Consider the following 17,946-nt stretch of genomic DNA (forward strand, 5'->3'; position numbering starts at 1 on the left):
ACCCGCGCGCCGTTGTCCCGCACGGGCGCGGCCCGGAGAGGTGCCGAGAGAGCTGCCGGGAGAGCTGCCATGAGCACGATCGCGATCCTGATCGGCACGCGGGCGGGCGCGCGCCTGCTGGCGGCCGCCTCCGAGCGGGAGGCGGCCCTCTCGGCCGAGGCCTTCCTGCTGCGCCTGCCCGTCCGCGCCCTCCCGGCGCCCCTCTGGGTGCAGTGCGCCGATCCGGCGGTCAGCGGCCGCCTGACCGGCTACCTGAACGGTCTGCAGGCCGAGCAGGTGCGCGAGCGCGACCCCCGCCGGGTCTGAGCCCCGGCGGCCCCCGGGACGGATTTCCCTGCGCCGCGCCATGCTCTAACGCCGTCGCCATGAGCGAGACACGCGACGCGGGCCGGTCCGGGGCGAACGGGGTGCGGGACGACGATCCCGCCGCGGAGGCGCCCCTGGGCCGGCTCCTGCGGCTGATGGCGAGCCTGCGCGATCCCGTCGCCGGCTGCCCCTGGGACGTGGCGCAGAGCTTCGCCACCATCGTGCCCTACACGATCGAGGAGGCCTACGAGGTCGCCGACGCGGTGGCGCGGGGCGATCTCCGCGACCTGCGCGACGAGCTCGGCGACCTGCTCCTCCAAGTGGTGTTCCACGCCCGCATGGCCGAGGAGCAGGGCGCCTTCGCGTTCGACGACGTGGCCCGCGCCATCGGCGACAAGCTGGTCCGGCGCCACCCCCACGTCTTCACCCCGGACGGCGCGCCCCTGCCCGCCGGCTCGCCCCGGCGCGACCCCGCGGCGGTCGAGGCGCAGTGGGCGGCGATCAAGGCGCAGGAACGGGCGGCCCGGCAGGCGGAGCGGGGGGCCGATAGCCCGGAGCCGGATCCGGTGCCGGACCCGCTCGGCGGCGTCGCGCGGGCGCTGCCGGCCCTCGCCCGGGCGGAGAAGATCTCCCGGCGGGCGGCCGCCCACGGCTTCGACTGGGACGACGCCGCCCAGGTCGTCGCCAAGGTCCGCGAGGAGACCGACGAGGTCGCCGAGGCCCTGGCGGCGGGCGACCCGGAGGCCGTGTCGGAGGAGATCGGCGACCTGCTGTTCTCGGTGGCGAACCTCGCGCGGCACGCCGGGATCGACCCGGAGACCGCCCTGCGCGACGGCACCGCCAAGTTCGAGCGCCGCTTCGCCGCCATGGCGCGGCATCTCGCGGCCGCCGGAGGCGCCCTCGGCCGCTCCGACCTCGCCGCCATGGAGGCGGCGTGGCAGGCCGCCAAGCGCGACGAGGCGGCGGGCGGGCCGTAGCGGATCGAGGCCCGCCCCGTCCCGACCGCGCGGGGGCGCTCCGGACGCCCGCGGGTCGGGATCGCGCGCCGTGGCGAGGGCTCGAGGCCGGCAGGCCGGCCGCCGCACGCGTCCGGTCGAGCGTCGGGACGAGCACCATTCGTCAAGGTAAAGGGGCTAGGACGGCGCGACCCTATCCGTCGAGACGACCGCCCAAGCTTCGCCGTTCCATGCCGCAGACCCCGGGACAGACCGAGATGCTCGAGGCGCAGCTGTTCGAGCTCGCGCCCGTTTCCCTCTGGTTGCAGGACCTCGGCGCGCTGAAGGCCCGTCTCGACGCGTGGCGGGAGGCCGGCATGGTCGACCTCCGCGCCTGGCTGCGCGATCCCGGGCACCTGCGGACCTGCCAGAGCCTGATCCGGATCGTGCGGGTCAACCGCAGCACGCTCGCGACCTACGACGCGCGGGACGAGGCCGAGCTGTTCGCCCACATCCCGGCGATCTTCGACGATCCGCGCGCGGAGGCGCTGATCGAGGTGCTGTGCCAGCTCTGGGCCGGGGCGACCCAGGTCCGCCTCGTCACGCGGAACCGCACCGTCTCGGGGCGCGTCATCGACGTCAGCTACGCGGGGCAGATGCTGCCGGGGCACGAGGCCGGCTGGACCCGCTACCTGATCTCGGTCGAGGACATCACGCGGCGCGAGGCGCTGCGGCGGGAGCGCGACGCGGACCGGCGCACCGGAACCCTGTTCCAGCACGCGCCGGTCCCGACCCTGATCCGCGACGAGACGGGGGTCGCCGCCCGGCTGGCGGCGCTGCGGGCCGACGGGATCACGGATCTCGCCGGCCACCTGGCGGCCCATCCGGGCTGGCTCGCCGAGGCCGAGGCCTCCCGCCGGATCGTCGACGCGAACCGCCCCGCCCTGGCGCTGTTCGGCGTCGACACCTGCGACGCCCTCGCGCGTCACCTGGATGGCGGTCTCGGCGGCGGCCTCGGCAGCGGCCTCGACGAGGCGCCGCTGCAGCTCTTCCGGGAGGAGCTGGCCGAGCTCTGGGACGGCGCGGCGCCGCGCAGCCGGGACATCGCGGCGCGCAGCCGCGACGGGCGCGACCTGCACCTCAAGATGCAGCGCTCGCCGGTCCCGGAGGCCGGCGGCGGGCGGCGCCTCGTCCAGATCGCCCTCACGGATATCGGCGACAACAAGCGCTCCGAGGCGCGCCTCGCGGTCCTGAGCCTGACCGATCCGCTGACCGGCCTGCTCAACCGCCTGGGCTACGCGGCCGCGCTCGACCGGCTGGAGGCGGGCCGGACCGTGCCGACCTCCGTGATCGTCGCGGACCTGAACGACCTCAAGGCGACCAACGACGACCGGGGCCACGATGCCGGCGACGACGTGATCCGCCGGTTCGGGGCCATCCTGGAGCGCCACAGCCCCGTCGCGGCCCGCCCGGCCCGGATCGGCGGCGACGAGTTCGTGATCCTGCTGCCGGGCCTCGACGCCGCGGACGCCGCCGCGTTGGCCCGGCGGATCCTCGACGGGATCGACGGCGAGAACCGGCCCGGCGCGGCCGTCATCAGCGCCGCCCTCGGCTCGGCCACCTGGCGCGGCGACGGGGGCCTGAAGGCCGCCGTGTCCCGCGCGGATTCCCAGATGTACGCGGCGAAGCGGCGCTATCGCGACGGCGCGTGGGCCGGGCGGCCGCCCGTGCCGGGCACGTCCGTCTTCAGCCAGGCGCCGCCGTGCTGACGGTGGCGGAGGCCGGGGCCGGACATCGCCGCGGCGATCCTCCGCGCTTCCCCCGCGCGCCGAGGGCTCGACACGTCGCGGCGCGCGGATATGTTCCGCGCATGCGCTTCGCCCTGCCCGTCCTCGCCGCCCTCGCCGTCACCGCCGCCCTGCCCCGGCCCGCCGCGGCCGAGACGGTCCTCCAAGAGCGGTTCGGCTGCCACAGCCAGGAGGTCACGGACCGCCTGTTCAAGCTGGTCATGGCGGGCGACGAGTCCGGGTTCGGCCAGCTGCTGCAGGGCAGCCTCGCCAGCGGCGAGTGCCGCTCGTTCAAGCCCGGCGAGGAGGTCCGGCTCGAGTCCCGGACGATGAGCTACGGCTGCCTCGCCCTGAAGGACACGCAGGATCGCTGCTACTGGACGCCGCTGAGCGCCATCGAGAAGGCGAACTGACGCCGGCCCGGGCAGCGGCGAACCGGCGCCCGGGGGCGCCGGCCCGCCCGCGCGGCCGGGGCGCGGTCAGGCGGCCTTCTTCCCCCTGCCCTTCGACGGCTCGGCATCCGGCTCCGCCCCGCCGGGCTCGCCCGCGGCGTTGATCGACGCGGCGATCTTCGAGAGCAGCGCGTCGGTCCGCTTCTCCTCCTGCAGGGTCTCGTCCAGGAGCTCGGCGGCGTCCGCGTAGCCGAGCTGGGCCGCCCAGGTCTTCAGGGTGCCGTAGCGGGCGATCTCGTAGTGCTCCACCGCCTGGGCGCAGGCGGCCAGCACCGCGTCGGCGGCCGGGCTGTCGGCGAAATCGTCGAGATCCTCCTCCATCTCCGAGACGATGCCCTGCATCGCCTCGCAGGTCTTGGCCCGGGCCGGCTTGCCGATGATCTCGAAGACCTGCGTCAGGCGCTCCACCTGCTGGGCGCTCTCCTCGGCGTGGGTCTCGAAGGCCTGGCGCAGCTCGTCGTGCTCCGCCGCCTTGGCGGATTTCTTGAGCGCCTTCACCGACTGCTTCTCGGCGTAGTAGACGTCCTTCAGGGTCTCGTAGAAAGCGTCCTGCAGCGTCTTCTGCTTGGCCATTCGGTCTGTCTCCGCTGGGGGCCGCGCGCCGTGTTCGGCGGCGTCCTCCGGGCAACGCCGGTCCGGCCGGCCGTATCCGGACGATATCTTCGCCCTGTGGAGGAACCTTTCGGGGCTCAGCGGCCCGCCCCGTCCGGGCGCGGCTTCCGCCCGGCCCGCGGCGCGCCCCCCGGCTTCGGGCGCAGGCGGTCGAGGACCGTTTCCAGGGCGCGCTCTACGGCGTCGCGGTCCGGAACGGTCTCCGGCGGGGGCGGGGTCGATCGGCCCGGGTCGCGGCGCTTCGGCATGTCGTCCGCCCGTGTCGGTGCCGGGCGGACCGGTCTTCCGGCCCGCGCGGCGGCTGCCGGCCGGTCGAGCGGCCAGGATCCTGAGATCAAAGCCTCCCATGATCCCGGGATCCCGGGATCCTGTGATCAAGGTTCCCGGATGGTTGCCGGCGCGTCCGGTCCCGGAGCCGCCAGCGGCCGCGCCGGATCGCGGGAGGTCCCGGCCGCGCCCTGTCCGGATCCGCGGCCCCCGCCGAACGGCCAGTCGATCAGGCCGCCGGCCCAGAGCGCCGCCCAGACGAAGACCGGCTGAAAGGCGAGGCGCGGCCCGTGATACCACCAGGAATCCGGGATGCCGTCGACGTGGACGTGGTCGAAGGCGTGCTTGAGGTTCGCCGGGTAGACGCAGACCGCGTAGAGGGCGAGGCCGATCGCGGCCGCCCGGCGGAACCGGCCCGTCAGGAGGCCGATCGCCCCGGCGATCTCGCACAGGCCGGTCGCCAGGATGACGAGTCGCGGCTGCGGCACCCAGTCGGGCATCAGCGGCAGCATCGCGTCGGTCGCCACGAGGTGGACCGCGCCGATGAACAGGTAGATCGCCGCGAGCCCGTAGCGCAGCCGGCGCCGCCCGGTCTCGATCGCCTGCTCGGTCACGCGACAGCGTCCTCCGTGACGCCGCAGGATTGGGCGACGCGGGCGCGCAAGGCCGCCTTGAGGCGGCCCACCGCCGGGTGGCCGTCACTGGCCAGGGCGGTGTCGCCGATGGCCGTCACGGGGGCCAGGAGCCGCAGGGAATTGGTCAGGAACACGGCCTCTGCGCCGAGGAGATCGGGCAGGCCGAGCGACCGTTCCTCGGCCCGCAGCCCGCATCCGGCGGCGAGGCCCAGCACCTCCGCCCGCACGATGCCGGCGAGCACGCCGTCTCCGAGCGGCGGCGTGACCAGGGTGGTGCCGAGCAGGGCGAACAGGTTGCCGGTGCCCGCGCAGGCGACGCGCCCCCGCGTGTTGCGGAACAGCGCCTCGTCGCAGCCCGCGGCGGCGGCCTCCCGGGCGGCCAGCACCGCGTCGCCATAGCCCAGCGTCTTCAGGCGGCTGGCGGGGGAGGTGTCGTTGCGGGCGATGGCGGTCGGCCAGAGGCGCAGGGGCGCGAAGGACGCGGCCCTGGTGCTCACGGCCGCGGTGGCGAAGAGCGTCGGGTTCGGGGCGTCCGGCGGCTTCAGTCCCCGCGGGCCGGAGCCGCGGGTGAGGGTGGTGCGGATCGCGAGCCGCTCCCCCTGCCCGGCCAGCGCCCGCATGGCCCCACGGATGCGCTCGGCGTCGGCCGGGATCCCGAGCGTGTCGGCGGAGGCCACGAGCCGGGCGATGTGGGCGTCCTCGAAGGCCACGCGGCCGCCGAGCGCCAGCGCGGTGTCGAACAGGCCGTCGCCGAGCGTCAGGCCGCGGTCGGTGTGGTCCAGCGGCGCGGTCGTCCCGGGGAGAAGCGCCCCGTCACGCCACAGCATCGCGGCGCCCCTCCGGTCTCTGCCGCCACGCGCGGGCCAGTCCCAGGAAATTGGCGAACAGGGCGTGGCCACCCTCGGTCAGGACCGATTCCGGGTGGAACTGGATGCCGTAGGTCGGGTGGGTCCGGTGCGACAGCGCCATCACCTCCCCCTCCTGCGAGACGGCGTCGACCGAGAGGTGCCGCGCCATGTCGGGGCCGGGGGTGACCACCAGCGAGTGGTAGCGTCCCACCGGCATCGGCGCCGGCAGCCCGGCGAACAGGCGCTGGCCCGCGTGGTCGATCGGCGTCATCTGCCCGTGCAGGGGCCGCTGCGCCCGCGCGACCGTGCCGCCGAAGGCCGCGCCGATCGCCTGGTGGCCGAGGCAGACGCCGAGGATCGGCACCGCGCCCGACAGCTCCCGGATCGCCGGCAGGGAGATCCCGGCCTCCGCGGGGGTGCAGGGCCCGGGCGAGACCACCAGGGCCTCCGGTTCGAGCGCCCGGATGCCGGGGACGTCCAGCGCGTCGTTGCGCACGACCCGGACCGTCTCGCCGAGCTCCTCCAGGTAGCGGACGACGTTGAAGACGAACGAGTCGTAATTGTCGAGGACGAGGATCATGCGAAGGCCTCGAAGACGCGGGCGGCCTTGGCCAGGGTCTCGTCGTATTCCGGGCCCGGCTCCGACAGCAGGGTCACCCCGCCCCCGGCCTGCAGGACCGCCTGGTGCGCGTCCATGAACACGGTGCGGATCGCGATCGACGTGTCGAGCGCCCCGTCGAAGCCGATCCGGCCGATGGCGCCGCAGTAGAGTTCCCGCGCGTCGCCCTCGATCTCGGTGATGATGTCCATGGCGCGGATCTTCGGGGCGCCCGTGATCGAGCCGCCCGGGAAGGTCCCTTCCAGGAGGTCGAGGGCGTCGAGCCCGTCGCGGAGGTCTCCGGTCACCACTGACACCAGATGGTGGACGTTGGCGTAGGTCTCCAGCCCGCACAGGGTCGGCACGGCGACGCTGCCCGGCGTGCAGACCCGCGACAGGTCGTTGCGCAGCAGGTCGACGATCATGACGTTCTCGGCCCGCTCCTTGACGCTGGCCTGCAGCGCCTCGGCCGCCGCCCGGTCGGCCACCGGGTCGTCGAGGCGGCGGGCGGTGCCCTTGATCGGGCGCGTCTCCACGTGCCGGCCGTCGAGGCGGATGAACCGCTCCGGCGAGGACGAGGCCACGGTCAGGCCCTCCTGTTCCAGGTAGGCCCCGAAGGTCGCCGGATTGGTCTCGCGCAGCCGCCGGTAGAGGGCGAACGGGTCGAAGCCGGCCGGCAGGTCGGCGACGAAGCGCTGGGCGATATTGGCCTGGTAGATGTCGCCGGCGCGGATGTATGCGCGGACTTTTTCGACAGCCTCTTCATAGCTTTGGCGGTCGAAGTTCGAGCGCCACGCGAGCGGTTGGGCCGGTCGGGCTGCGGCCGGGACCGGCGGCTCCGCGCCGCCGAGCAGGTCGGCGAAGCCGGCGAGCCGCGCCTCCGCGCGGGCCCGCCGCGCGTCCGGCGCGGTCTCCGGGAAACCCGTGGCGACCAGCCGGGCCGTGCCGGCGGCGTGGTCGACGACCAGGGCCGTGTCGTAGAGGTTCAGCGCGATGTCGTCGGTGAGCCCCGCCCGCCGGGCCGGCGCCGCCACCCGCTCCAGCGCCGCGCCGAGGTCGTAGGCCAGGTACCCGATCGCCCCGCCGGGGAACGGTTCCGGCCCGGGCTCGAGCCGGTAGGGTTCGAGGCAGGCCCGGAGCGCCGCCATCGGGCCGCCCGCCACCGGTCGCCCGTCGAGGGTCGCGCGCCCGTCGCGGTAGCGGAACCGCGCGAACGGGTCGGCGGCCACGATCGAGTGCTGCCCCAGCGGGTCGTGCCGCATGGCGCTGTCGAGGAAGGCGAGCCCGGGCAGGGCGCGCAGCCGGGCCGCCGCCGCGACGGGATCGATGAAGGGGATCTCTCGGGTCCACATGACCGGGTTCAGGGCCGTTATCCTCGGGCTGTGCGTCGTCCGCTGCCGTCGCACAGGCGATGCCGCGGGGGAAGCGGCAGTTCCACGCAGGCCCCGCCGCCTCGCGCGGGCGGGCCGTGTCCGGGGCGCAGGGCCGCGCTGTCCCGTCCTGATGTGGGGTCTGAGAAGCCCGCCGCAAAGCTTTGCTGTCATGACAGGATCCGCGTCCGGGCCCAGGCTCGCGCGCGGGGCTGGTCACCCCTGCGGCGGCCGGCCTCGCGCGGAGGCGCCGGAGCCTGTATAGGAGCGCGACCCCGAATTCCTGGTCCCGCGCGCCGGGCGGCCGATCGCCCCGCCGGACTGTCCGACCCGAATGCCATGACCGCCACGCCCGCCCCCCGCGGCCCCGCTCCCGGCGCCGCCCCGAAAATCTCGTTCGTCTCGCTGGGCTGCCCCAAGGCGCTGGTCGATTCCGAGCGGATCCTCACCCACCTTCGCGCCGAGGGCTACGAGCTGGCCCGCCGGCACGACGGCGCCGACGTGGTGATCGTCAACACCTGCGGCTTCCTCGACTCGGCCAAGGCGGAGTCGCTCTCGGCGATCGGCGAGGCCATGGCGGAGAACGGCCGGGTGATCGTCACCGGCTGCATGGGCGCGCAGCCGGAGGAGATCCGCGAGAAGTACCCAGACCTCCTGGCGGTGACCGGGCCCCAGGCCTACGAGTCGGTGGTGGCGGCCGTCCACGAGGCGGTGCCGCCGGCCCACGACCCGTTCCTCGACCTCGTGCCGCCGCAGGGGATCAAGCTCACCCCGCGCCACTACGCCTACCTGAAGATCTCGGAGGGGTGCAGCAATCGCTGCAGCTTCTGCATCATCCCGTCCCTGCGCGGGAACCTCGTCAGCCGCCCGGCCGCCGACGTGCTGCGGGAAGCGGAGAAACTGGTGAAGGCCGGCGTGAAGGAGCTGCTGGTCGTCAGCCAGGACACCAGCGCCTACGGCGTCGATATCCGCTACAGTGAGAGCCCGTGGCGCGACCGGCAGGTCCGCGCGAAGTTCTACGACCTGACCCGGGAGCTCGGCGAGCTCGGGGCCTGGGTGCGGCTGCACTACGTCTACCCCTACCCGCACGTGGACGAGGTCATCCCCCTGATGGCCGAGGGCAAGGTGCTCCCCTACCTCGACATGCCGCTCCAGCACGCGAGCCCGTCGGTGCTCAAGCGCATGCGCCGCCCCGGCAATCAGGAGCGCCAGCTCGACCGGATCCGCAGCTGGCGGCAGACCTGCCCGGATCTCGCGATCCGCTCGACCTTCATCGTCGGCTTCCCCGGCGAGACCGAGGCCGAGTTCGAGGAACTGCTGGCCTGGCTGCAGGAGGCCAAGCTCGATCGGGTCGGCTGCTTCGAGTACGAGCCGGTGGCGGGCGCCACCGCCAACGCGCTGGGCGACCCCGTGCCGCCGGCGGTGAAGGCCGAGCGCAAGCGCCGGTTCATGGAGACGCAGAACGGGATCGCGCTGCGGCTGCAGCGGGCCAAGGTCGGCAAGCGGCTGCCGGTCATCGTCGATTCCGTCGAGGGCGGGGTCGCGCGGGGCCGGTCCAAGGCCGACGCGCCGGAGATCGACGGCACCGTCCACGCCGCCTTCCGGCGCCCGGTGCGGGTCGGCGACATCGTCACCGTGAAGATCGACCGGGCCGAGGCCTACGACCTCTACGGCAGCGTCGCCTGAGGCGGCGCGCCGTGGCGACGATCCGAACCGTGCCCTCATCCTGAGGCGCCGAGCGCTGCGGAGGCCTCGGAGGAGGGCTCCAGCCGGCCGCGCGATCCCCGGAGCCCTCCTTCGAGGCTCGCTCCGCTCGCACCTCGGGATGGGGGCGTGGGTGGGATATCCCTGTTGACGCCCCGTCCGGCACAGCTTGACCCCGCAGGGTCGCCGCGATCTTTAGAACAGAGCGGGAACCAGCGGCGGATCTCCGAGGCGGCGATGGATCCGGAGGTCGCGCTCCGAAAAATCATCCACATCGACATGGACGCGTTCTATGCCTCCGTGGAGCAGCGCGACGACCCGTCCCTGCGCGGCAAACCCCTGGCGGTGGGCGGCTCGCGGGAGCGCGGCGTGGTGGCGGCGGCGAGCTACGAGGCGCGCCGGTTCGGCGTCCGCTCGGCCATGCCGTCGGCCACCGCGCGGCGGCTGTGCCCGGACCTGCTGTTCGTGAAGCCGCGCTTCGAGGTCTACCGGGCAATCTCGGAGGAGATCCGCGCGGTCTTCGCCCGGCACACGGCCGTCATCGAGCCGGTGGCCCTCGACGAGGCCTATCTCGACGTCACCGAGAATCTCCTGGGCCTCCCGACCGCGACGGCCGTGGCGAAGGCGATCCGGGCCGAGATCCTGGAGCGCACCGGGCTCGTGGCCTCGGCCGGGGTCTCGTACAACAAGTTCCTCGCCAAGGTGGCGTCCGACCACAGGAAGCCGAACGCCCTGTTCGTCATCACCCCCGCCATGGGGCCGGACTTCGTGGCCGCGCTGCCGATCGGCCGGTTCCACGGCGTCGGCCCGGTCACCGAGGCGAAGATGAAGCGGCTCGGGATCGAGACCGGGGCGGACCTGCGCGCCTGGACGCCGGAGCGCCTGCGCGAGACCTTCGGCTCCGCGGGCGCCTACTACCACGCGGTCGCCCGCGGGATCGACGAGCGGCCGGTCCGCGCCCACCGGGTGCGCAAGTCGATCGGCGCGGAGACCACCTTCTCGGACGACACCGCCGCCTTCGAGGTCCTGGCCGCCCGGCTGGCGCCGCTGTTCGACAAGGTCTGGGCCGCGGCCGACGCCAAGGGCATGCGCGCCCGGACCGTGACCCTGAAGCTCAAGTTCTCGGATTTCGCCCAGGTCACCCGGGCCCGGTCGCTGCCCGTCCCCGTCGCCGACCGGGCAGGGCTGGAGCGGATCGGCCTCGACCTGCTGGCCGGCCTGTTCCCCCTGCGGCGCAGCGCGCGGCTGATCGGGGTGTCGCTGTCGGGCTTCGCGCAGGACGCGCCCGAGGCGCCGCTCCAGCTCGGGCTGGCCCTGTGACGGGCTCCCGCCGCGGGGCCCGCGCCGATCCCGCGATGATGCGACGCGGGATCGCGGTGCGGTCCCGCACGCCGGGCCCGCGCGGCCGCCCCCACAGGGGATCCGTCCGGCGCGGACCGGGATTGCCCGGGGCCCGCACGAACCGAAGGGTCCGCCCCATGTCGAAGCCCGCCTCCCCGGCCCCGTCTCTGGTTTTGTCCGCCGCGCTCCTGCTGACCGTCCCGGCGGGCGCTGCCCGCGCCGACGGCACCGCCGCCTTCGGGGCCGCCAGCGCGGCGCAGCTCCGGGGCTACTCCGCGAGCCCCGCCCAGCTCTACGTCCCGGCGGGCGGCCCGTCCGCCGGGCTCGCGACCGGCCCGGCCCCCGCACCCCGGCGGCCGAAGCCGCCGGCCCGCGCCCGCTGACGGGGAGCGCCCGGGCCGCGCCGGCCCGGGCATCCGTCACGCGTTCAGGCTGTCACGCGTTCAGGCTGTCACGCGTTCTTGCGCGGCCGGTGGTCGGGGTCGACGCCGCCGTCGAGCTTCGTCTCGTTGTCGACGTCGCCCTCGAAGGTCGAATCCGCCTGCAGATCCGCCGGGTCGGCGCCGCTCATCCCCTTCGAGGTGCCGATCCCGGGATTGCCCTTGAGGTCGGCGTCCGTGGGCGTGTCGGTCTTCGGGTGCTTGCCTGACATGCTGGCTCCTGACTGGCATCCCGACGGACGCCGATGCCGGGCCAACGCATCGGCGCGGGGCCGGTCTCCCGCGCGGCGTGCGGCGGTTCGCCTCCCGCCCCCGGGGCCGGTCAGCCCGCTCAGCCGATCTGCGCCGACCGGATCCGGCGCACCCCCGCCGCCTCCATGCGCGCCCAGGCCTGCGCGAGCGACCCGTCCACGTCGATCCCGCGCACCGCATCCTCCACCACGAGGACCTCGAAACCCGCGTCGCTGGCGTCGAGCGCGCTCCAGGCGACGCAGAAATCGGTGGCGAGGCCGCACACGGCGACGCGGGTGATGCCGCGCTCCCTGAGCGCCCCGGCGAGCCCGGTGCGGGTCGACCGGTCGGCCTCCAGGAAGGCCGAGTAGCTGTCGACCCGGGGATCGAGCCCCTTGCGCACCACGAGGCTCGCCCGGTCGGTGGCGAGACCCGGCGCGAAGGCGGCGCCCGGGCTGCCCTGGACGCAGTGGCGCGGCCACAGCACCTGCGGCCCGTAGGGCAGCGCCACGGTCTCGAACGGGGCCCGCCCCGGATGGGTCTCGGCGAAGGAGACGTGATCGGCCGGATGCCAGTCCTGCATCAGCACCACGTGCCGGAAGCGGTGCTGGAGGTCGTTGATCGGGCCGACCACCGCGTCGCCTTCCGGGACCGGGAGCGCCCCGCCCGGCAGGAAATCGACCTGCACGTCGACGACGAGGAGCAGGTCGGCGCTGCCGGGCGTCATGGTCGCCTGCCTCAGGGCAGCATCACGATCGAGCCGGTGGTCTCCCGGCCCGCGAGGTCGCGGTGGACCTGCTGCGCCTCGGCCAGCGGGTAGGTGGCGTTGACGGCGATCTTCACCGCGCCGTCGCCGACCACCTTGAACAGGCGGGCGGCCGCCTCCTCCAGGGTGGCGCGGTTCGACGAGAAGGTCGCGAGCGTCGGGCGCGTCACGTAGAGCGAGCCGCGCGGGGCGAGCAGGCCGAGGTCGAGCCCGGTGATCGCCCCCGAGGCCGAGCCGAAGCTCGCCAGCAGGCCGAGCGGCGCGAGGCTGTCCAGCGAGCCCATCAGGGTCGCCTGGCCGACGCCGTCGTAGACCACCGGCACGCCCTTGCCGCCGGTGATCTCGCGCACGCGCTTGGCCACGTCCTCCTCGCGGTAGAGGATGACGTGGTCGCAGCCGTTCCGCTTGGCGAGCTCCGCCTTCTCGGGGCTGCCGGCGGTGCCGATCACCGTGGCGCCGAGGTGCTTGGCCCACTGGCAGGCGATCAGGCCGACGCCGCCGGCGGCCGCCTGCCAGAGGATCGTGTCGCCGGGCTTCACCGCGTAGGTCCGGTGCAGCAGGTACTCGACGGTCAGGCCCTTGAGCATCATGGCGGCGGCGGTCTTCTCGTCGACGCCGTCCGGGATCGGCACGGCCGCGGAGGCCGGGATCACCGGCTCCTCGGCGTAGCAGCCGTCCGCCACCGAACCGTAGGCGACCCGGTCGCCGGGCTTGAACTGGCTGACGCCCTCGCCCACCGCCGTGACGGTGCCGGCGCCCTCCTTGCCGGGGGTGTAGGGCATGTGCGGGGACTTGTAGGCGCCGGTGCGGAAGTAGATGTCGATGAAGTTGACGCCGATGGCGGCCTGCTTGACCCGGATCTGCCCGGGGCCCGGCTCGGCCAGGGGCACGTCCTCGAAGCGCATCACCTCGGGGCCGCCATATTCGTAGACCCGGATCGCCTTCGGCATCGTTGGACTCCCGCTCGCCGCCCCACGCGGGGGCGTTGCAGCCCGAGATAACGGACCGCCCGGCGGAGGCAATTTGTTTTTGCCGTCTCGCGCTCCGGTTGTAACTCGCCCGGTCGCGGCCCCGTTCTGGATCCGTCGCCGCGGGCGGCCTATCTAGCGACTGCCCTATGTTCGAGCCGAGGTCCGAGATCCATGTCCGGCACCACCCGCACGAGCGCCGACCTCGATCCGCGCCGCCGCCGCCTCCTCTACCGCGCCTGGCACCGGGGCATCCGCGAGATGGACCTGATCATGGGCCGCTTCGCCGATGCCGAGATCGGCGACCTGTCGGAGGCGGAGCTCGACCAGTTCGAGGCGCTGATCGAGGTTCCGGACCGGGACCTGTTCAAGTGGCTGACCGGCGAGGTCGAGACGCCCTCGAACTACGACACGTCGGTCTGGCAGCGCGTGCGGGCGTTCCACCGGCACGACGCGCCGATCCACTCGTGACAGGGACCGCCTGAGAGACCCAGATGGACGAACCGAAGCCCAATTACGACCACCCGGCCCGGTCGATCGCCACCGAACTCGTGGTGCGCATCATGCTGGAGATGATGGAGCGCTCCGACCCGGCGCTGCGCGGCGAGATCCTGCGGCAGGCGACGGTCCGGGCCGCCGCGATGACCGAGCACATGCCCAACGCGGATTTCTTCCGCGGCCGGGTCGAGGCGGCGCTGGCGGAGATCGTCGGGCCGGACGCGTGACGGGTCCGGCCGGAGGCCTCGATCGCATCCCATCGAAGCTGTCGGCTCTTGCAGACCGCTCCGTCATCACGAGCGGAGCGAGGTGACCCAGGGTGGCGCGACTTCGGAACCGTGGCGCTGCCCTGGATCGCTCCGCGACGCTCGCGAAGACGGCAGCCGTTCCACGCCGTACCAGAACCACCATATAGGGTGGGCTCAGCCGCCCAGACGCTTCCGTCGGGACGCTTTATCGCGGCGGCCCGATCGGCTAACGCCACCCGACCCCCTCCCCTGACGCGCCCGGCGGGCCTCCCCGCGAAAGACCCGATGGCCAAGCCTCAGCCGAAGCCCCCCGCCCCCGCCGCCAAGCCGCCGGTCGCGCGCTTCGCGCTGCCGAAATCCTCCGCGCTCGCCCGGGCGATCGACGCCCTCAAGCGCGGCGACAGCCCGGTCCTGGCGAACGCCCCGGAGGGCTTCGACGCGCTGGCGCTCGCCGACCTCGCCCGTGCCCTGGCGCCCACCGTCGACGCACCGGCCGTGCTGGTGCACGTGGCGCGCGATTCTGGGCGCTCGGCCGCGTTCCAGGCGGCTTTGGGCTTCGTCGCGCCCGAGATGGACGTGATGAGCCTGCCGGCCTGGGACTGCCAGCCCTACGACCGGGTCTCGCCGACCACCGCCGTCGCCGCCGCCCGGATGACGGCGCTCGCCCGCCTCGCCCGCACCCGCTCGGCCGAGGACAGGCCGCGCATCCTCTGCACCACCGTCAACGCCCTGGTGCAGCGGGTCCCACCCCGCGCCCACATCGCCAAGGAGGCGTTCTCGGCGGCGATCGGCAACGTCGTGGCAATGGACGACGTGGTGGCCTGGGTCGAGGCCAACGGCTTCCTGCGCACCGGGACGGTGCGCGACACCGGCGAGTACGCGGTCCGCGGCGGCATCCTCGACCTGTCGCCCCCGGGCCTGCCGGCCCCGATCCGCCTCGACTTCTTCGGCGACACGCTGGAATCGATCCGCGCCTTCGACCCGGAGACGCAGCGCACCACCGGTCAGCTCCGCTCCCTCGACCTGATGCCGATGAGCGAGGTCCAGCTCACCACCGAGACGATCCGGCGCTTCCGCCAGAACTACATCCAGAGCTTCGGCGCGGCGACCCGGGACGACCGGCTCTACGAGACCGTGAGCGAGGGGCGGCGCTACGCCGGCCTCGAGCACTGGATGCCGCTGTTCTACGACCACCTCGACACGCTGTTCGACTATCTCGGCGGCGTGCCGCTGGTCTTCGATCCCCAGGTGGAGGACGCCGCCGCCGAGCGGATCAGCCTCGTCCAGGACTATTACCAGGCCCGCGAGGGCGCGATGAAGACGCCGCAGCCCGGCGTCGCCCCCTACAAGCCCCTGCCGCCCCGCGCCCTCTACCTGACGCCGAACGAGCTGAAGGAGCGGATCGCCACCGCCACCGTGGCGCGGCTGACGCCCTTCGCGCAGCCCGAATCGCCCGAGCGCGCCGTGATCGATTGCGGCGCCAAGGCCGGACGAAGCTTCGCCCCCGAGCGGGCCGACGAGACTGCCAGCGTGTTCGACGCCGCGGTGGCGCATATCCGCGATCTCCAGGGATCCGGTCATCACGTGATCCTGGGAGCCTGGTCCGACGGCTCCCGCGACCGGCTCTGCGGCGTGCTCACCGACCACGGCCTCAGGAAGCCCGTGGCGATCACCCGGCTCACCGACGTCTACGCGCTGAAGCGCGGCACCGACGCGGCGGTGGCGGTCTGGGGCCTGGAGGCGGGCTTCACCGCGGGCGAGCTGGCCGTCGTCTCCGAGGGCGACATCCTGGGCGACCGGCTGGTCCGCCAGAAGCGCAAGGCCAAGCGGCCCCAGGACGTGATCCTGGAGGTGCAGGCGCTCCAGCCGGGCGACCTCGTGGTCCACGCCGACCACGGCATCGGCCGCTTCGTCGGCCTCAAGACGATCCACGCCGCGGGCGCCCCGCACGACTGCCTGGAACTGCAGTATACCGGCGGCCTGCTGCTCCTGCCGGTGGAGAACATCGAGCTCCTGACCCGCTACGGCTCGGAGGATTCCGAGGTCGCCCTCGACCGCCTCGGCGGCGGCGCGTGGCAGGCCCGCAAGGCCAAGATGAAGCGCCGCATCCTCGAGATGGCGGGCGAGCTGATCAAGGTTGCGGCCCAGCGCTTCGTCCGCAAGGCCCCCGCGCTGCAGGCGCCCGAGGGGCTCTACGGGGAGTTCGCCGCCCGCTTCCCGTTCGAGGAGACCGAGGATCAGGCCAACGCCATCGACGCGGTGCTGGACGACCTCAATGCCGGCCGCCCGATGGACCGACTGGTCTGCGGCGATGTCGGCTTCGGCAAGACCGAGGTGGCGCTGCGCGCCGCCTTCGCGGCGGCGATCTCCGGCAAGCAGGTGGCGGTGATCGTCCCGACCACCCTGCTCGCCCGCCAGCACTACCGGACCTTCGCCGAGCGCTTCAAGGGCCTGCCGGTCCAGGTGGCGCAGCTCTCGCGCTTCGCCTCCGCGGCGGAGATGAAGCAGACCCGGGCGGGGCTCGCCGCCGGCACGGTCGACATCGTGGTCGGCACGCACGCGCTCTTGGCGAAGAACATCGCCTTCAAGGATCTCGGCCTGATCATCGTGGACGAGGAGCAGCATTTCGGCGTGGCCCACAAGGAGCGGCTGAAGGCGCTCCAGGCCGACGTCCACGTGCTGACCCTCTCGGCGACCCCGATCCCGCGCACGCTCCAGCTCGCCATGACGGGGGTGCGGGAACTGTCGATCATCGCGACACCCCCGGTCGACCGGCTGGTGGTGCGCACCTTCGTGACGCCGTTCGACCCCCTGACCATCCGGGAGGCGCTGCTGCGCGAGCGCTACCGCGGCGGCCAGTCCTTCTACGTCGTGCCCAGGATCGAGGATCTGGCGGAAGTCAAGAAGTTCCTCGACGCCGAGATGCCCGAGATCAAGGTCGCGGTGGCCCACGGCCAGATGGCGGCGGGCCAGCTCGAGGACGTGATGACGGCCTTCTACGAGGGCAAGTTCGACGTGCTGCTCTCGACCACGATCGTGGAATCGGGCCTCGACATCCCCACCGCCAACACGCTGATCGTCCACCGGGCCGACATGTTCGGGCTGGCCCAGCTCTACCAGCTGCGCGGCCGCGTCGGGCGCTCGAAGGCGCGCGCCTACGCGCTGTTCACGACGCCGGCGAACCGCCAGCTCACCGCCCAGGCCGAGCAGCGCCTCAAGGTGCTCCAGAGCCTCGACACGCTGGGCGCGGGCTTCCAGCTCGCCTCCCACGACCTCGACATCCGCGGCGCCGGCAACCTGCTCGGCGACGCGCAGTCCGGCCACATCAAGGAGGTCGGCTACGAGCTCTACCAGCAGATGCTGGAGGACGCGGTGACGGCGCTGAAGGCCGGCATCGAGGACGTGCCCGAGGAGGCGTGGTCGCCGACCATCGCGCTCGGCGCACCGGTCACGATCCCGGAGGATTACGTCGAGGATCTCGGGGTGCGGCTCGCCCTCTACCGGCGGCTCGCCACCATCCAGGACGACGCCGAGATGGAGAGCTTCGGCGCCGAGCTGATCGACCGGTTCGGGCCGCTGCCGCCGGAGGTGGAGCAGCTCCTCAAGATCGGCACGATCAAGATCCTCTGCCTCAAGGCGAACGTCGAGAAGGTCGAGGCGGGGCCGAAGGGCGTGGTGGTCCATTTCCGCGACCGCTCCTACGCCAACCCGCAGGGGCTGGTGGCCTACGTGGCCGAGCAGGCCTCGTTCGCGAAGGTGCGGCCCGACATGAGCGTCGTGTTCGTGCGCGAGCTGACCACCGTCCCGGCGCGGCTCAAGACCGCCACCGAGGTGCTGCGCAGCCTCGTGACGATCGCCGGGCGGGGGAAGAAGGCGGCGTGACGGCGGGCACGGTCGCGCGATCGTTGCGCGTCCGGCCCATCTCTGCTCTCTCGTGACG

The 17,946-nt window shown here is 73.5% G+C and carries 18 protein-coding genes; 10 read left to right on the forward strand and 8 right to left on the reverse strand.

The window, feature by feature from the left end; all coding sequences use genetic code 11:
- Positions 1-69: 69 nt before the first annotated feature.
- The 4 genes from BKE41_RS09500 to BKE41_RS09515 all read left to right on the forward strand — a co-directional run bounded on the left by BKE41_RS09500 (position 70) and on the right by BKE41_RS09515 (position 3,441).
- Positions 70-306 (forward strand): hypothetical protein, encoded by a 237-nt coding sequence (locus BKE41_RS09500; protein WP_012318612.1) that lies wholly within the window; start codon positions 70-72, stop codon positions 304-306.
- A gap of 59 nt (positions 307-365) precedes the next feature.
- Complete coding sequence (gene mazG, locus BKE41_RS09505) at positions 366-1,283, forward strand: nucleoside triphosphate pyrophosphohydrolase (protein ID WP_083374335.1); 918 nt, start codon at positions 366-368, stop codon at positions 1,281-1,283.
- Between the two features lie 236 nt (positions 1,284-1,519).
- The gene (locus tag BKE41_RS09510) at positions 1,520-3,010 is read left to right on the forward strand and encodes a sensor domain-containing diguanylate cyclase (protein WP_159392742.1); all 1,491 of its coding nucleotides are present in this window, start codon (positions 1,520-1,522) and stop codon (positions 3,008-3,010) included.
- A 101-nt stretch (positions 3,011-3,111) separates the two neighbouring features.
- Positions 3,112-3,441: a hypothetical protein gene (locus BKE41_RS09515; RefSeq protein ID WP_012318615.1), complete on the forward strand. Its 330-nt coding sequence runs from the start codon at positions 3,112-3,114 to the stop codon at positions 3,439-3,441.
- Between the two features lie 66 nt (positions 3,442-3,507).
- Here BKE41_RS09515 and BKE41_RS09520 read toward each other — a convergent pair whose 3' ends face one another.
- The 5 genes from BKE41_RS09520 to pabB all read right to left on the reverse strand — a co-directional run bounded on the left by BKE41_RS09520 (position 3,508) and on the right by pabB (position 7,792).
- Complete coding sequence (locus BKE41_RS09520) at positions 3,508-4,053, reverse strand: ferritin-like domain-containing protein (protein ID WP_024830436.1); 546 nt, start codon at positions 4,051-4,053, stop codon at positions 3,508-3,510.
- Positions 4,054-4,466: 413 nt separating this feature from the next.
- The gene (locus BKE41_RS09525) at positions 4,467-4,973 is read right to left on the reverse strand and encodes a DoxX family protein (RefSeq protein WP_043073547.1); all 507 of its coding nucleotides are present in this window, start codon (positions 4,971-4,973) and stop codon (positions 4,467-4,469) included.
- Positions 4,970-5,821: an aminotransferase class IV gene (locus BKE41_RS09530; RefSeq protein WP_024830434.1), complete on the reverse strand. Its 852-nt coding sequence runs from the start codon at positions 5,819-5,821 to the stop codon at positions 4,970-4,972. Before BKE41_RS09530 ends, BKE41_RS09525 begins: the two co-directional genes overlap by 4 nt.
- Positions 5,808-6,422: an aminodeoxychorismate/anthranilate synthase component II gene (locus tag BKE41_RS09535; protein ID WP_012318620.1), complete on the reverse strand. Its 615-nt coding sequence runs from the start codon at positions 6,420-6,422 to the stop codon at positions 5,808-5,810. Before BKE41_RS09535 ends, BKE41_RS09530 begins: the two co-directional genes overlap by 14 nt.
- Positions 6,419-7,792: an aminodeoxychorismate synthase component I gene (pabB, locus tag BKE41_RS09540; protein WP_070999241.1), complete on the reverse strand. Its 1,374-nt coding sequence runs from the start codon at positions 7,790-7,792 to the stop codon at positions 6,419-6,421. Before pabB ends, BKE41_RS09535 begins: the two co-directional genes overlap by 4 nt.
- Positions 7,793-8,149: 357 nt before the next feature.
- On the opposite strand from pabB, the gene rimO reads away from it, so the two are divergent.
- The 3 genes from rimO (at position 8,150) to BKE41_RS09555 (ending at position 11,238) form a co-directional block, all read left to right on the forward strand.
- Positions 8,150-9,496 carry a 30S ribosomal protein S12 methylthiotransferase RimO gene (rimO, locus tag BKE41_RS09545; RefSeq protein WP_012318622.1) on the forward strand — a complete coding sequence of 449 codons (1,347 nt, stop codon included), beginning with the start codon at positions 8,150-8,152 and terminating at the stop codon, positions 9,494-9,496.
- A gap of 255 nt (positions 9,497-9,751) precedes the next feature.
- On the forward strand, positions 9,752-10,834 hold the full coding sequence (dinB, locus tag BKE41_RS09550; protein ID WP_070999243.1) for a DNA polymerase IV: 1,083 nt from the start codon (positions 9,752-9,754) through the stop codon (positions 10,832-10,834).
- A gap of 158 nt (positions 10,835-10,992) precedes the next feature.
- Positions 10,993-11,238 carry a hypothetical protein gene (locus tag BKE41_RS09555; RefSeq protein WP_024830432.1) on the forward strand — a complete coding sequence of 82 codons (246 nt, stop codon included), beginning with the start codon at positions 10,993-10,995 and terminating at the stop codon, positions 11,236-11,238.
- Positions 11,239-11,306: 68 nt separating this feature from the next.
- Here BKE41_RS09555 and BKE41_RS09560 read toward each other — a convergent pair whose 3' ends face one another.
- From BKE41_RS09560 to BKE41_RS09570, 3 genes are all read right to left on the reverse strand, one after another.
- On the reverse strand, positions 11,307-11,507 hold the full coding sequence (locus BKE41_RS09560) for a hypothetical protein (RefSeq protein ID WP_012318625.1): 201 nt from the start codon (positions 11,505-11,507) through the stop codon (positions 11,307-11,309).
- A gap of 119 nt (positions 11,508-11,626) precedes the next feature.
- The gene (pncA, locus tag BKE41_RS09565) at positions 11,627-12,253 is read right to left on the reverse strand and encodes a bifunctional nicotinamidase/pyrazinamidase (RefSeq protein ID WP_024830431.1); all 627 of its coding nucleotides are present in this window, start codon (positions 12,251-12,253) and stop codon (positions 11,627-11,629) included.
- 11 nt (positions 12,254-12,264) lie between these two features.
- Positions 12,265-13,242 (reverse strand): quinone oxidoreductase, encoded by a 978-nt coding sequence (locus BKE41_RS09570; protein ID WP_043073552.1) that lies wholly within the window; start codon positions 13,240-13,242, stop codon positions 12,265-12,267.
- Between the two features lie 192 nt (positions 13,243-13,434).
- Here BKE41_RS09570 and BKE41_RS09575 point away from each other — a divergent pair, with 192 nt between their 5' ends.
- From BKE41_RS09575 to mfd, 3 genes are all read left to right on the forward strand, one after another.
- Positions 13,435-13,731: a succinate dehydrogenase assembly factor 2 gene (locus tag BKE41_RS09575; RefSeq protein WP_012318628.1), complete on the forward strand. Its 297-nt coding sequence runs from the start codon at positions 13,435-13,437 to the stop codon at positions 13,729-13,731.
- A 23-nt stretch (positions 13,732-13,754) separates the two neighbouring features.
- Positions 13,755-13,985, forward strand: coding sequence for a hypothetical protein (locus BKE41_RS09580; RefSeq protein WP_012318629.1), 231 nt, complete (start codon positions 13,755-13,757; stop codon positions 13,983-13,985).
- A 306-nt stretch (positions 13,986-14,291) separates the two neighbouring features.
- On the forward strand, positions 14,292-17,888 hold the full coding sequence (gene mfd / locus BKE41_RS09585; RefSeq protein WP_012318630.1) for a transcription-repair coupling factor: 3,597 nt from the start codon (positions 14,292-14,294) through the stop codon (positions 17,886-17,888).
- Positions 17,889-17,946: the final 58 nt, after the last annotated feature.

Source organism: Methylobacterium sp. C1 (genome assembly GCF_001854385.1).
Lineage (GTDB): Bacteria > Pseudomonadota > Alphaproteobacteria > Rhizobiales > Beijerinckiaceae > Methylobacterium > Methylobacterium radiotolerans.

Bases quoted from the DNA above. Each gene is read 5' to 3' on its own strand.
- BKE41_RS09510 (WP_159392742.1), top strand. From the start codon at position 1,520: ATGCTCGAGGCGCAGCTGTTCGAGCTCGCGCCCGTTTCCCTCTGGTTG.
- BKE41_RS09560 (WP_012318625.1), bottom strand. From the start codon at position 11,507: ATGTCAGGCAAGCACCCGAAGACCGACACGCCCACGGACGCCGACCTC.
- pncA (WP_024830431.1), bottom strand. From the start codon at position 12,253: ATGACGCCCGGCAGCGCCGACCTGCTCCTCGTCGTCGACGTGCAGGTC.
- BKE41_RS09535 (WP_012318620.1), bottom strand. From the start codon at position 6,422: ATGATCCTCGTCCTCGACAATTACGACTCGTTCGTCTTCAACGTCGTC.
- BKE41_RS09515 (WP_012318615.1), top strand. From the start codon at position 3,112: ATGCGCTTCGCCCTGCCCGTCCTCGCCGCCCTCGCCGTCACCGCCGCC.
- rimO (WP_012318622.1), top strand. From the start codon at position 8,150: ATGACCGCCACGCCCGCCCCCCGCGGCCCCGCTCCCGGCGCCGCCCCG.
- BKE41_RS09570 (WP_043073552.1), bottom strand. From the start codon at position 13,242: ATGCCGAAGGCGATCCGGGTCTACGAATATGGCGGCCCCGAGGTGATG.
- BKE41_RS09580 (WP_012318629.1), top strand. From the start codon at position 13,755: ATGGACGAACCGAAGCCCAATTACGACCACCCGGCCCGGTCGATCGCC.
- mfd (WP_012318630.1), top strand. From the start codon at position 14,292: ATGGCCAAGCCTCAGCCGAAGCCCCCCGCCCCCGCCGCCAAGCCGCCG.
- BKE41_RS09555 (WP_024830432.1), top strand. From the start codon at position 10,993: ATGTCGAAGCCCGCCTCCCCGGCCCCGTCTCTGGTTTTGTCCGCCGCG.
- mazG (WP_083374335.1), top strand. From the start codon at position 366: ATGAGCGAGACACGCGACGCGGGCCGGTCCGGGGCGAACGGGGTGCGG.
- pabB (WP_070999241.1), bottom strand. From the start codon at position 7,792: ATGTGGACCCGAGAGATCCCCTTCATCGATCCCGTCGCGGCGGCGGCC.
- BKE41_RS09530 (WP_024830434.1), bottom strand. From the start codon at position 5,821: ATGCTGTGGCGTGACGGGGCGCTTCTCCCCGGGACGACCGCGCCGCTG.
- dinB (WP_070999243.1), top strand. From the start codon at position 9,752: ATGGATCCGGAGGTCGCGCTCCGAAAAATCATCCACATCGACATGGAC.
- BKE41_RS09520 (WP_024830436.1), bottom strand. From the start codon at position 4,053: ATGGCCAAGCAGAAGACGCTGCAGGACGCTTTCTACGAGACCCTGAAG.
- BKE41_RS09500 (WP_012318612.1), top strand. From the start codon at position 70: ATGAGCACGATCGCGATCCTGATCGGCACGCGGGCGGGCGCGCGCCTG.
- BKE41_RS09575 (WP_012318628.1), top strand. From the start codon at position 13,435: ATGTCCGGCACCACCCGCACGAGCGCCGACCTCGATCCGCGCCGCCGC.